The following is a 13157-nucleotide window of genomic DNA, read 5'->3' as shown; positions in this document are numbered from 1 at the left end:
GATGAATCTTCTGAAATAAGCGCAAAACCAAGGTGGGAGCTGGCTTGCCTGCGATGGCGGTGGGTCAGCTGACATATCCGGCGACTGATACACAGCCATCGCAGGCAAGCCAGCTCCCACATTTGACCGAGGGCGACCTCGAATCAGTCGTCGAGGGCTTTGACCGACTTGGGTGACAACCGCAGGCTGCGCAAGCTGCGCTTCACGCTCTTGAGGTGGTTGACCAGGCTCGGCCCGCGCGCCATGGCCACGCCCATCGCCAACACGTCGATCACCACCAGATGGGCGATACGCGAAGTCAGCGGCGTGTAGATTTCAGTGTCTTCGTGCACGTCGATCGCCAGGTTGACCGTCGACAGCTCCGCCAGCGGCGTCTGGCTCGGGCACAGGGTGATCAACGACGCGCCGCTTTCACGCACCAGGTTGGCGGTGATCAGCAGGTCTTTGGAGCGCCCGGACTGGGAAATGCAGATGGCCACGTCGGTCGGCTTCAAGGTCACCGCCGACATCGCCTGCATGTGCGGGTCGCTGTAGGCCGCTGCGGTGAGCAGCAGGCGGAAGAATTTGTGCTGGGCATCCGCCGCTACCGCGCCGGACGCACCGAAACCATAGAACTCCACGCGCTGGGCCTGGGACATGGCGGTCACGGCCTTCTGCAACTCCACCGGGTCGAGCTTCTCGCGCACTTCCATAAGCGTGTGCAAGGTGGTGTCGAAGATTTTCAGGCTGTAGTCGGCGACGGAGTCGTCTTCATGGATAGCAAACTGCCCGAAGCTCGCACCGGCCGCCAGGCTTTGCGCCAGCTTGAGTTTCAAGTCCTGGAACCCGGAGCAACCGATGGCGCGGCAGAAGCGCACGATGGTCGGTTCACTGATGCCCACGCTATGGGCCAGGTCGGCCATGGAACTGTGCATCACAGCAGCAGGGTCAAGCAGCACGTGATCGGCAACCTTGAGTTCCGATTTGCGTAACAGGTGGCGCGACTGGGCGATATGTTGCAACAGGTTCAAAGGGCAGGACTCTTGTTATTGGCAGACGCCAGGGATGTAGCAAGCTTGTAGTTATACTACAAGAATTACCGTTTTGCCCGCCCGATGCATCACTAAATCGCCCTGATGCCCTTTGAATCAGCGGGCAGCCGCCATGTAGCCACAGGGGCGACGCGGCGGCCTTTAAGGAAAGTCGGTATTTTTTCGTAATAAATCCGCCAGCCCTTCCGCTGCCATCGGCCGACTGATCAAGTAACCCTGTACTTCATCGCAGCGTTCGCCGCGCAGGAAATCCAGCTGCTGCTGGTCTTCCACACCTTCGGCCACCACCTTGAGCGCCAGCCCGTGGGCCATGGCGATGATTGCGCGAGTGATCGCCGCATCTTCCCGGCCCTGGCCAAGCCCGCGGATAAACGTCTGGTCGATCTTCACGTAATCCACCGGGATGCGCTTGAGGTAGCTGAGGGACGAGTACCCGGTGCCGAAGTCATCAATGGCCAGCTTCACGCCCAGATCGCGCAGTTGCTGGAAGGTGGCGATGATGTGCTCAACGCTGTCGAGCAGTTGGCTTTCGGTCAACTCCAGCTCCAGGTATTGCGGGTCCAGGCCGGTTTCTTCGAGCACTTGGCGCACCAGGCTGACCAACTTGCCCTGGCGCAGCTGATGCACGGAGAGGTTCACCGACACGCGGATCGGCGCCAGCCCCTGGCGCTGCCACTCGCACGCTTGCCAGCACGCCTGGCGCAGCACGAATTCGCCCAGCGGCACGATCAGGCCGGTCTCTTCGGCCAAGCCGATAAAGTCCCCCGGCGGCACCATGCCCCACTGCGGATGCTCCCAGCGCACCAGCGCCTCGGCGGCGTTCAGTTTGCCCGTGGCCAGACACAGTTTCGGTTGATAGAACACCGTGAGCTGGCGCTCGTCGATGGCCTTGCGCAGGTGGTTTTCGAGTTGCAAACGTTCCAGCGTGCTGGCTTGCAGGCTGTCGGTGTAGAACTGGAAATTGTTGCCGCCCAAATGCTTGGCGTGCTGCATGGCCATATTGGATTGGCTGACCAGCGCAGAAATTTCCCGCGCATTATCCGGCAGCAAGCTGACGCCCATGGAAGCACTGACCACCAGCTCATGCCCCTCCACCGTCACCGGCACCCGCAATTTGGCGAGCAGCCGCGTGGCCACCCGTGCCAGGCTCGACAGGCTGCCGTAGGCATCGAACAGCACCGCAAACTCATCACCGGACAGGCGTGCGATGGTGTCGGCTTCGGGCAAGGCATTGATCAGACGGCGGGCCATTTTCTGCAAGAGTTGGTCGGCGACTTCATGGCCGAGGCTGTCATTGAGCAGCTTGAAGCGGTCCAGGTTGATATGCAGCAGTGCCAGGCTGCGCCCGCCCTGACGCACCCGCGTATGCGCCTCACGCAGGCGTTCGCGAAACAGCGAACGGTTGGCCAGGCCCGTCAGCTCGTCATAGTGAGTGAGGTAGCGCATGCGCTCCTCGGATTCACGCCGCGCGGACAGATCGGCGAAGAAGCCCACGATATGGCTGACTTTTCCCCGAGCATCGCGCACCACATTCAATTGCAGCCATTGCGGGTACAGCTCGCCGTTCTTGCGCGTTTCCACCAATTCGCCCTGCCAGGTGCCATGGCTGAGCAGTGCCTGGCGAATCACCGGGAAGTGGCGGCGGGCGTCGCGGCTGCTGGGCAGTTCGACAACATTGCGGCCGATCATGTCGTCGATGTCAAAGCCGGTGACGCGACTGAAGGCCTGGTTGACCGCGATCAGCACGTAATCGGGATCCAGAATCACGATGCCTTCGCTGGCCGCCTCGAACACCGTCGAGGCCAGGCGTTGCTGTTCCTCCAGGGCCTTGTCGGCGCTGATGTCGCGGCGGGTGCCGAGCATGCGCGTGACGCGGCCGCTGGGCGTGCGCTCCACGGCGCGACCCCGGTCTTCGATCCACACCCAATGGCCGTCGCCATGGCGCACGCGGTATTCCACCTGGTAATCCTCGCTGCGCCCTTTGAGGTGCTCCACCAGCGCGCGCTTGAGCAACGGCAAGTCTTCGGGGTGCAGGCGCGGCTTGAGGTGGCTGAGCATCGCCGTGACGTATTCGGGCTCCAGGCCAAACAACTCTTTGAGCTGGGTGTGATGCACCTCGTCGGTTTGCAGGTTCCAGTCCCACAGGCCCAACTCGCTGGCTTGCAGAGCCATGGCCAGACGCGCTTCGCTTTTATTCAGGGCCAGGCTGGCGGCGTCCAGCTCCTGGCCGCGTTGTGTCACGCGGTCTTGCAGGCCGATTTGGGCGTCGCGCAATTCCTGTTCGACCTGGCGACGTTGGCCAACCTCGCGCACCAGTTCCTGATTCAACTGCTCGCTGCGCTGCTGCGCCTGCTGCAGATGCTCGATCAGCGCCTGGTTCTGAAAACGTCGCAACAAGCCGCGCTGGATCAGGCGGTTGACCTGCCAGGCCACCAGGCTCAACGAGGCCAGCAGGATCAGGCCAAGCACGCCCCAACCTTGTTGCTGTGCAGTGCCGTTCCAGAACAGATAGACAATAGCCGGCACCAGACACGGCAGCGCAAAGGACAGGAACGCCGGCAAACTCACGGCATAGGCCACGCTGGCCGACAGCGTTGCGGCGCCGATCAGGCCGAACACCCAAGCCTGCTGCATAAAGCTGTCCGCCGGCACCAGGGCGATGGCAGCGGTGGCCAGGGTCAAGCCACTGACCGCCGAGCCGAGCATGAACATGCGCCGCCAGATCGGTAGGGCCTGGCGGCTGGGCATCGCCGAATCGAACGCCGCCACCTGGATCACGCGCAGGGCCACCAGGGCGAGCAGCCAGACCAGCCAGATACTGTCCAACAGGTATTGCTTGGGGTTCCACAGCAACCAGGCGCAGACCAGGCCGTTGACCAGCATCAATAACGTCGGCAGCAAGGAGCCTTGATACAACAGGCGAGTGCGCTCGACCGCCATCTCGGTTGCGTAATGTTTACGGATGACCTGCGCGGGCGCCACCGAGGGGCCAAACAGGTCGGGACTGAGGGTCATAGGCAGTGTTCTTATAATGGTGAGCCCGAAACGTGGACGGAGCATACACAAGCAAGCGCTTGGGCCAAACTGCTCCAAGTCATAAAACCCACACGGTTTTTACACACAACCTTCGTGGCCAAAGCGCTTGAGCTAGACCCTGCGCGGGCTGTGGGCCATGACTTACCGGTCATCACCGCCAGCAGAATGTTTGCGCGGCCAGGATCGCCCGGAATGTTTTGCATCGACCACCCGGCATTGGGATTTGCCCGACTCCCCGCAGCACCCTAGAATGCGCCGATGCGCGATGATCTCTCCCTTTTGCTGAACTCCCTCAACGATGCCCAACGCCAGGCTGTCGCAGCCCCCGTTGGCCGTCAGTTGGTCCTGGCCGGTGCTGGCTCCGGTAAAACCCGAGTGCTGGTGCACCGTATCGCCTGGTTGATCCAGGTCGAAAACGCGTCCCCGCATTCCATTCTGTCGGTGACCTTCACCAACAAGGCCGCTGCCGAGATGCGTCATCGCATCGAGCAGTTGATGGGCATCAGCCCGGCCGGCATGTGGGTGGGCACCTTCCACGGCCTGGCGCACCGCCTGTTGCGGGCGCACTGGCAGGAAGCAGGCCTGGCCCAGACCTTCCAGATTCTCGACAGCGATGACCAGCAACGCCTGGTCAAGCGGGTGATCCGCGAGCTGGGCCTGGATGAACAACGCTGGCCGGCGCGTCAGGCGCAATGGTTTATCAACGGCCAGAAAGACGAAGGCCTGCGCCCGCAGCATATCCAGGCCAGCGGCGATTTGTTCCTGGCCACCATGCGCAGCATTTATGAAGCCTACGAGGCCGCCTGCGTGCGCGCCGGCGTGATCGACTTCTCCGAGCTGCTGCTGCGCGCCCTCGACCTGTGGCGCGACAACCCAGGCTTGCTGGCCCATTACCAGAAACGCTTCCGGCACATTCTGGTGGACGAGTTCCAGGACACCAACGCCGTGCAATACGCCTGGTTGCGCCTGCTGGCCAAGGGCGGCGACAGCTTGATGGTGGTGGGCGACGACGACCAGTCGATCTACGGCTGGCGCGGCGCGAAAATCGAGAACATCTACCAGTATTCCGACGACTTCCCGGACGCGATCACCATCCGTCTGGAACAGAACTATCGCTCCACCGCCGGCATCCTCAAGGCCGCCAACGCCTTGATCGCCAACAACACCGGGCGCATGGGCAAAGAACTGTGGACCGACGGCGGCGAAGGCGAAGCGATCAACCTGTACGCCGCGTTCAACGAACACGACGAAGCACGCTACGTGGTGGAAACCATCGAAAGCGCGTTGAAAACCGGCCTGGCGCGCAGCGATATCGCGATTCTGTACCGCTCCAACGCCCAATCGCGGGTGCTGGAAGAAGCCTTGCTGCGCGAGCGCATCCCGTACCGCATCTATGGCGGCCAGCGCTTTTTCGAGCGGGCCGAAATCAAGAACGCCATGGCCTACCTGCGCTTGCTCGAAGGCCGTGGCAACGATGCGGCGCTGGAGCGTGTGATCAACATCCCGGCACGTGGCATCGGTGAGAAAACCGTTGAAGCGATTCGCGACCACGCCCGCCACGCCGATGTGTCGATGTGGGAATCCATGCGCTTGCTGATCGCCAACAAGGGCCTGACCGGCCGCGCCGCTGGAGCGTTGGGCGTGTTTGTCGAGTTGATCGAGAACCTGGCGGCCAAATGCGCGGAAATGCCGCTGCACTTGATGACCCAGACGGTGATCGAGCAGTCCGGCCTGATCGCCTATCACGAAGCGGAAAAAGGCGAAAAAGGCCAGGCCCGGGTAGAAAACCTTGAGGAACTGGTCAGCGCTGCCCGCGCATTCGAAAACACCGAGGAAGATGAAGAGCTGACGCCGCTCGCCGCCTTCCTCGGCCACGCTTCGCTGGAAGCCGGCGATACCCAGGCCGATGAGCATGAAGACAGCATCCAGCTGATGACCTTGCACAGCGCCAAGGGCCTGGAATTTCCGTATGTGTTCCTGGTGGGCATGGAAGAAGGCCTGTTCCCGCACAAGATGAGCCTGGAAGAGCCCGGCCGCCTTGAGGAAGAACGCCGCCTGGCCTACGTGGGCATCACCCGCGCCATGCAGAACCTGGTGATGACCTACGCCGAGACCCGACGCCTCTACGGCAGCGAGACCTACAACAAGGTGTCGCGCTTCGTACGTGAAGTGCCGAAAGGTCTGATCCAGGAAGTGCGCTTGTCCAACAGCGTCAGCCGACCGTTCGGCGGCGGCCAGCAGCAGAACTCCAGCAGCATGTTCGCCGGCTCCGAAATACCGGAAACCCCGTTCAGCCTCGGCCAGCAGGTCAGGCATGCGATCTTCGGCGAGGGTGTGATCCTCAACTTCGAAGGCGCTGGCGCCCAGGCACGGGTGCAGGTGAACTTCGCCGAAGGCAGCAAGTGGCTGATGATGGGTTACGCGAAGCTCGAAGCAATCTGATACATCTTCCCTGCATGAAGGTTGTTGGCCCGCCCTTGTTTTTACCAAGCGCGGGCCAATATCTGAGATAAGTCCTACGGGCCATTCTGAATCGGTCTTACGCAAAAGCCCGAAACATTATGTCGCTAGCCACTGTCACGACACCTGTGCAACATGGCGCGCGTGCAATCCACAAATGGGAATTCCCTTTATGAAACGTTTTCTTAGCATCGCCATGGCGTTGTGCATCGGCCTGACGATGAGCCTCGACGCCAACGCCAAGCGCTTCGGTGGCGGCAAAAGCATGGGCTCGGCTCCGACTCACCAGACCAGCCAAATGGCTCCTTCCGCCGGTGGCGTGGGCGGCGCAGCCGCGACCGCAGGCGCAGCCGGTGCTGCTGGCGCTGCCGCCAAGGCCGGCGGTGCTTCGCGCTGGTTGGGCCCTCTGGCCGGTATCGCCGCCGGTGGCCTGCTCGCGTCCATGTTCATGGGCGGCGGCTTCCAGGGCATGCAGATCTTCGACATCCTGATCCTGGCGGTCATCGCCTTTGTGATCTTCCGCTTTATCGCCGCCCGTCGACGCAAGCAGCAGGAGCACCTGGCTCCAGCCGGCGCGCCGATGCAGCGTGAAGTGTTCGAGCAAAAACCAGCCATGGGCTCGATCTTCGGTGGTTCGGCAGCGCCTGCTGCCGCCCGTCCGGTGATCAACGCACCGGCCTGGTTCAACGAAGAGCGTTTCGTCGAGGCGGCCCGCAGCCACTTCCAGTCCCTGCAGCAACACTGGGACGCCAACGAAATGGACAAGATCGCCGAGTTCGTAACCCCGCAGTTGCTGGAGTTCCTCAAGCGCGAACGCGCCGAAATCGGTGATGCGTTCCAGTCGACTTACATCGACGACCTGCGCGTACAGCTGGACGGTGTGGATGATCGCGCCGACAAGACCATCGCCACCCTGACCTTCAGCGGTGTGTCGAAGACCTCGCGCTTCGACCAGGGAGAAGTGTTCAGCGAAAGCTGGAACATGGAACGCCCGCAAGGCGAGAACCAGCCTTGGCTGGTCGCCGGTATCCGCCAGAACGGCTGATAACCGCACGCTTGAGCACTTGGTAATAAAAACCCCGGACATGTTCCGGGGTTTTCTATTTCGCGGTTGCACTTATAGCGAGCTACTGTATAAAACGCCCTATTAACCGCGCCAACTAGCAAGAGGATCCCGGCCGTGGAAGAAATCATCGAACAATTGCGTGAAGCCAACGAACCGGTCCCGGTTCCTCTGGAGCTGCCTGACGAAGACCAGATTGTGGAAATCGAGGAACAACTGTTCATCGACATCCCGTTTGTCTTCCGTGAATTCCTGCTGACTGTCAGCGATGTGGTGTACGGCAGCCTGGAACCGGTGACCGTCACCGACCCGCAGTCCCACACCTACCTGCCGGACGTTGCCGCCAACGCCTGGGACGCCGGTGTTGACCGCAGCATGATCCCGATCTGCCAGGACGGCGATGACTACTACTGCGTCGAAGAAGACGGCACCGTGGTGCTGTGGTCCGGCGAAGAAGAACTGGTCACCGAAGAAACCTGGGAATCGGTGTGGCACTGGGCGCGGGACGTCTGGCTGGAAAGCTGAACCCCGCCAGACCTCTAGTGCTCCGGCGTATCTTTGTGGTTATCCAGGGTCTCCAGCAAGGCGACCTGCATCCGCGTATGCACGCGGATGAACCACCGCCAGAGCACCGCCGCCACCGCCGCCGTGACCACGGCAATCAGCACCAGCAGCTTGTTGGTCGGCAAAATACTCGCCGACAAGGCTGCCAATAGCAGGAAGATCACCAGCAGCGACAGGACCGGGATCACCTCGGCGATCACCCGTCGCACACGCTGAGTATGCCGCCCGGCCATCTCCGGTTTCACACTCATCTCCGCCAGCAACATCGACAGCGCCTTGAGCTTGCGGTACGCCGCAATCAGAAACGGCAGCGACAGCAGCAACGCCCCGCCCCAGATCAATGCCTTCTGCCAGCTCGGATCACTGATCCAGCCTTGCAGATACCCGCCAATGCGCGCCGCGAAGAAACTGCCGGCGAAGAAGATCGCGATCACCAATGCCAGGTTCACGCCCACTTGCAGGATGATCTTGCGAATCATCGACGCCAGCATCGCGCCCTCACCTTGAGGCTGAATGCTGCGCAACCATTCGCCGTACATGCCGAACACCCGGCTCATGCGCTTGGGCATTACCGCAGCAATCTTCAACGACAATGGGTCAGCCCCACGAATCAGGTAGGGCGTGAGCAGCGTGGTGATCGCCGAAACCGCCACCGCCACCGGATAGAGAAAGTCGCTGGTCACCTGCAAGGTCATCCCCAGCGCGGCGATGATGAAGGAAAACTCGCCAATCTGTGATAGCCCCATGCCCACACGCAGTGAGGTACGGCCATCATTGCCGGCGATAAACGCCCCCAGGCCGCAGGACAGCATTTTGCCCAGCACCACCGCCACGGTAATCACCGCGATTGGCCAGGCGTACTGCAGCAGGATCTGCGGGTCGATCATCAAGCCAATGGCGACAAAGAAAATTGCGCTGAACATGTCGCGAACCGGTTCGATCAGGCGTTCAATTTTAATTAACTGGCGAGATTCAGCCATGATCGCGCCGATCAGGAAGGCGCCCAGCACCATGCTGTACTCGAGCTTGACCACCAGCAGGCAGAAGCCGAAACACAGGCCCAGCACGGTGATCAGCAGCATCTCGTTACTTTCAAACTTGGCCACATAGGCCAGCAGACGCGGCACCAGCAAAATGCCGATCACCAACGCCACAATCATGAACAGCGACAGCTTGCCGACCGTGGAGAACACCTCGCCGGAACTCACCGTGCCGCTGACGGCGATGCTCGACAGCAAGGCGATGATGCCGATACCCAGGATGTCCTCGACGATCAGCACGCCGAAAATCAGCTGGGCAAAGCGCTGGTTCTTCATCTTCAGGTCATTCAGCGCCTTGACGATGATGGTGGTCGAGGAAATCGCCAGGATCGCGCCCAAGAACAGCGAATCCATGGTGTTCCAGTCAAACCAGCGGCCGATCTCGTAGCCGATCCAGATCATCAGGATGATTTCCAGGAAGGCCGCGATAAACGCCGTGGCGCCCACCTTGAACAACTTGCGCAGGCTGAACTCCAGGCCCAGGCAGAACATCAGGAAGATCACCCCCAGTTCAGCGAGGGTCTTGATGGTGTCTTCGTCGTGGATCAGGCCGAACGGTGGCGTGTGAGGGCCGATGATGAACCCGGCGACGATATACCCCAGCACCACCGGCTGCTTGAGGCGGTGAAACAGGATGGTGACAACCCCTGCCACCAGCATGATCACGGCCAAGTCCTGGATAAAGCTGATGGCGTGCATGGCGAGGGGCTCCTTGAGGGTACTGGCGCTTTTCCCACTTCCGCACGCGCCCTTGAACAGTCGCGAAGCGCGGAAGGAAAAGTCTGCCTTGATCGTAAGAAATGCCCTGAGATGGGCTTTTGAAGGTTAACACCGCGACTTCCGGCAGAAAGCCGGTGCAATATATGGAAACAGATCGGCATTCGCGTGACGGCAAGCCGCCCATCGGCGTCCCGTTAGGGAGAGCGCTGTAAAGATTCCAGCACCCGTAGAGGTGTCCCCCAACCAATGCCTACAACCCGTGAGTGTGCTATGGAACCCGGAAACGCCCAGCTGTCGATGACGGTATTGATGACCCCTGACATGGCCAACTTCTCAGGCAATGTTCACGGCGGCACCCTGCTCAAGTACCTCGACGAAGTGGCCTACGCCTGCGCGAGCCGTTACGCGGGCCGTTATGTGGTGACGCTGTCGGTTGACCAGGTGATTTTTCGCGAGCCGATCCATGTCGGCGAGCTGGTGACCTTCCTGGCCTCGGTCAACTACACCGGCAACACGTCGATGGAAGTGGGCATCAAGGTGGTGACAGAAAACATCCGCGAGCGCTCGGTGCGCCATACCAACAGCTGTTTCTTCACCATGGTGGCCGTGGACGATCAGCGCAAACCCGCTACCGTCCCGCCGCTGCAGCCGCAGAACAGCGAAGACAAGCGCCGGTTTGTGCAGGCGCAACAGCGTCGGCAGATCCGTCAGGAGCTGGAGAAGCGTTACCAGGAAATCAAGGCCGACGGGCCATAAGTCTGGAATTGTAAACCGGGTCAAATGTGGGAGCGGGCTTGCTCGCGAATACGGTGGGTCAGCCACACATGTATTGACTGACACTGCGCTATCGCGAGCAAGCCCGCTCCCACATTTTGATCTGCGTGGTTACAAACCGATGGGTGTTGCTTCAAAGCGCACGCGCGGATGCGCGATACGATCCTGAGCCCGCACCAGCTCCAGCTCGTAACTGGCACACGCCTGGGTTTCCAGCAGCACTTCATGCACCGCTGCGGCGGTGAACTCGAAGGCTGCCAACAGGCTGTCACCCAACAGCACACGCGCCAGGAATAACCCCGACGTCAGGTCGCCCACGCCCACCGGCTGACGCGGGAACGCCAGCAACGGCCGGCGCAAGTGCCAGCTGCCTTCTGTTGTAACCAGCAGCATCTCGAAACCTTCCGGCAGCTTGCCCGGGTAATCCAAGTGCTTGACCAATACCGCCTTCGGCCCACGGGCCAGCAGCGCCTTGGCCATGGCCAGGCAATCGAACAGCGATTGCGGCTTGCGCCCGGCGAAGCTGTCCAGCTCCAGCTGATTAGGGCACAGGAAATCCGCCATGGCCGCCGCCTCGTCTAGCAGGAAATCGCTGACTTCCTGGGGCACGATGCAGCCCTTTTCCGGATGGCCCATGACGGGGTCGCACAGGTACAGGGCTTTAGGGTTGATGGCCTTGATACGCGCCACGCCGGTAAGAATCGCTCGGCCCTGGTCGGCACTGCCCAGGTAGCCGGACAGCACCGCATCGCAGTTGCCCAATTCGCCAATCGCGGCAATACCTTCTACCAGCGCCGGAATTTGCTGCGGCGCCAGCACTTCGCCCGCCCACTGGCCATACTGGGTGTGGTTGGAGAACTGCACCGTGTTCAGCGGCCAGACGTTCACCCCGACCCGCTGCATGGGGAATACGGCGGCGCTGTTTCCGGCGTGGCCAAAGACCACATGAGACTGGATCGCAAGCAGATGAGGTGTGCGTTTCATGCGGGAGATTTCCGTAAAGCCGTTTGAATTCTGGCCGCGCAGTATGCGACTAAACGCAGCCTGTACGACAGACCAGCGACACAGTTAAGCTGCTCTCACTTTGTTGGAGTTCATCGCATGCTGACCCTGGGAAACATCTTCGTGTTGATGCTGTTGGCGACCGGTGCCGCCTGGGTGTGGCACAACCACGGCCTGCGCGAAAAGGCGCTGGAGCGGGTCAAGCAGCATTGCGCCAAGCTCGATATCGAACTGCTCGACGGCGCGGTGGCGCTCAAACGCATCGGTTTTGTGAAGGATGCCAATGGTCGGCGCCGCTTGGCGCGCATTTATAACTTTGAATTCACCGTGACCGGCGAAGCCCGTCATCCTGGGACCATTACTCAGTTCGGCGCCCATAGCGCGCAGATCGAATTGGCGCCCTACCCGTTCGAAATCAAAACGCCGCTGCCAAGCGCCGAAGTCATCGAGCTGAGCCAATGGCGCCAGGACCACGCCAGCAAGACCCGTCACTGACGGCAGGCGGCCAGCGCGCTCTGTAGCCCTGCCACGTCCTGTGGCTGGCTGAAAATCAACTCAATACGTGAATCACGGCGCCACTCGCTGGGTTGCCAGGTGAGTGGACTATTATCCACAGCGTTAGCCGACACCCAGGTAGCGCCGCTGTGGATAACCAGCTTGGCGCGGCGCCATTCAAGGCCTGCCAGCCATCCGTGCAGGCGCACAATGTCGAACGACTGGCTCGGGTGCCAGCGCCAACCGATACTCCAGCCACCTTCCTGGGCCTGGCTCAAGCAAATGGGCAACGCAGGATCAGCCCAGACGGCGGGTATCTGTGCCAGGCCTTTGGGCACCTCGAAGTTATCCACAGCTGCACCAGCCTGTGCATTCAGGCCGGGCAATTGCGTCAGCGGCAATTGCGCCTGGCGGGTCCAGTGAATCGGGCAAGCCGGCAGTTGCTGTTCTATGGCTTGGCGCTGTGCGGCATCCAGCGCTTCATCTTTGTTCAACACCAGCAAACCGGCGCTGGCCAGCGCTTGCTGCTGTGCCTGCGGCAATGCTTTGCCCGCTGCCAATGCTTGGGCATCCAATACCAGCACACACGGCTGAACCGCGAGCACGCCCTGCCATGGCGCCTCACGCAACTGCTTGAGCAACTGCGCCGGATGCCCCAAGCCCGAAGGCTCGATAAACAGCCGATCCGGCTTGGCCTTACGCAACAGGCGGCCAAGCCCTACCTGGAACGGTGCACCATTCACACAGCACAAACAGCCACCTGCGACTTCGCCCAGGGCAATGCCGTCGTCGTCCTGTGTGAGCAAGGCAGCGTCCAGGCCGATTTGCCCGAACTCATTGATCAACACGGCCCAGCGCTCGTTGGCCGGGCGTTGGGCCAGCAGGTTTTTGATCAGACTGGTCTTGCCGGCGCCCAAAGGCCCGGCAATCACGTGGGTGGGAATGTTCTGCAGCATGGGGCTTCATTCAGGC

The 13157-nt window shown here is 61.2% G+C and carries 10 protein-coding genes; 5 read left to right on the top strand and 5 right to left on the bottom strand.

Features of this window, described 5'->3' with window-relative positions; genetic code table 11:
• Window positions 1-143: 143 nt before the first annotated feature.
• Window positions 144-1010: a transcriptional regulator HexR gene (hexR, locus tag FFI16_RS27055; protein WP_003177007.1), complete on the bottom strand. Its 867-nt coding sequence runs from the start codon at window positions 1008-1010 to the stop codon at window positions 144-146.
• Window positions 1011-1172: 162 nt separating this feature from the next.
• Window positions 1173-4046 (bottom strand): EAL domain-containing protein, encoded by a 2874-nt coding sequence (locus tag FFI16_RS27050; protein WP_138813241.1) that lies wholly within the window; start codon window positions 4044-4046, stop codon window positions 1173-1175.
• 279 nt (window positions 4047-4325) lie between these two features.
• Between FFI16_RS27050 and uvrD the strand changes: the two genes are divergently transcribed.
• From uvrD to FFI16_RS27035, 3 genes are all read left to right on the top strand, one after another.
• Entirely contained in the window at window positions 4326-6509 is a 2184-nt protein-coding gene (uvrD, locus tag FFI16_RS27045; protein WP_138813240.1) for a DNA helicase II, read from the top strand.
• A 190-nt stretch (window positions 6510-6699) separates the two neighbouring features.
• Window positions 6700-7572 (top strand): Tim44 domain-containing protein, encoded by an 873-nt coding sequence (locus FFI16_RS27040; protein WP_058421089.1) that lies wholly within the window; start codon window positions 6700-6702, stop codon window positions 7570-7572.
• A 135-nt stretch (window positions 7573-7707) separates the two neighbouring features.
• Window positions 7708-8115, top strand: coding sequence for an SMI1/KNR4 family protein (locus FFI16_RS27035; protein WP_017135771.1), 408 nt, complete (start codon window positions 7708-7710; stop codon window positions 8113-8115).
• A 14-nt stretch (window positions 8116-8129) separates the two neighbouring features.
• On the opposite strand, the gene FFI16_RS27030 is transcribed toward FFI16_RS27035, so the two are convergent.
• Entirely contained in the window at window positions 8130-9893 is a 1764-nt protein-coding gene (locus FFI16_RS27030) for a cation:proton antiporter (protein ID WP_138813239.1), read from the bottom strand.
• Window positions 9894-10184: 291 nt separating this feature from the next.
• Between FFI16_RS27030 and FFI16_RS27025 the strand changes: the two genes are divergently transcribed.
• Window positions 10185-10670, top strand: a complete 486-nt coding sequence (locus tag FFI16_RS27025; RefSeq protein ID WP_138813238.1) for an acyl-CoA thioesterase — start codon at window positions 10185-10187, stop codon at window positions 10668-10670.
• A gap of 129 nt (window positions 10671-10799) precedes the next feature.
• On the opposite strand, the gene pdxY is transcribed toward FFI16_RS27025, so the two are convergent.
• Entirely contained in the window at window positions 10800-11672 is an 873-nt protein-coding gene (pdxY, locus tag FFI16_RS27020) for a pyridoxal kinase PdxY (RefSeq protein WP_138813237.1), read from the bottom strand.
• A gap of 117 nt (window positions 11673-11789) precedes the next feature.
• Between pdxY and FFI16_RS27015 the strand changes: the two genes are divergently transcribed.
• On the top strand, window positions 11790-12185 hold the full coding sequence (locus FFI16_RS27015; protein WP_058421086.1) for a DUF3301 domain-containing protein: 396 nt from the start codon (window positions 11790-11792) through the stop codon (window positions 12183-12185).
• Here the strand turns inward: FFI16_RS27015 and FFI16_RS27010 are convergent.
• Window positions 12179-13141 carry a GTP-binding protein gene (locus tag FFI16_RS27010; RefSeq protein ID WP_138813236.1) on the bottom strand — a complete coding sequence of 321 codons (963 nt, stop codon included), beginning with the start codon at window positions 13139-13141 and terminating at the stop codon, window positions 12179-12181. The genes FFI16_RS27015 and FFI16_RS27010 overlap by 7 nt on opposite strands.
• Window positions 13142-13157: the final 16 nt, after the last annotated feature.

It is taken from the genome of Pseudomonas sp. KBS0710, assembly GCF_005938045.2.
GTDB lineage: Bacteria > Pseudomonadota > Gammaproteobacteria > Pseudomonadales > Pseudomonadaceae > Aquipseudomonas.
Note: the sequence above shows the minus strand (reverse complement) of the source record. Positions and strands in the feature narration are given on the sequence as shown.

Bases quoted from the DNA above. Each gene is read 5' to 3' on its own strand.
- FFI16_RS27050 (WP_138813241.1), bottom strand. From the start codon at position 4,046: ATGACCCTCAGTCCCGACCTGTTTGGCCCCTCGGTGGCGCCCGCGCAG.
- uvrD (WP_138813240.1), top strand. From the start codon at position 4,326: ATGCGCGATGATCTCTCCCTTTTGCTGAACTCCCTCAACGATGCCCAA.
- FFI16_RS27040 (WP_058421089.1), top strand. From the start codon at position 6,700: ATGAAACGTTTTCTTAGCATCGCCATGGCGTTGTGCATCGGCCTGACG.
- FFI16_RS27030 (WP_138813239.1), bottom strand. From the start codon at position 9,893: ATGCACGCCATCAGCTTTATCCAGGACTTGGCCGTGATCATGCTGGTG.
- FFI16_RS27025 (WP_138813238.1), top strand. From the start codon at position 10,185: ATGGAACCCGGAAACGCCCAGCTGTCGATGACGGTATTGATGACCCCT.
- pdxY (WP_138813237.1), bottom strand. From the start codon at position 11,672: ATGAAACGCACACCTCATCTGCTTGCGATCCAGTCTCATGTGGTCTTT.
- FFI16_RS27015 (WP_058421086.1), top strand. From the start codon at position 11,790: ATGCTGACCCTGGGAAACATCTTCGTGTTGATGCTGTTGGCGACCGGT.
- FFI16_RS27010 (WP_138813236.1), bottom strand. From the start codon at position 13,141: ATGCTGCAGAACATTCCCACCCACGTGATTGCCGGGCCTTTGGGCGCC.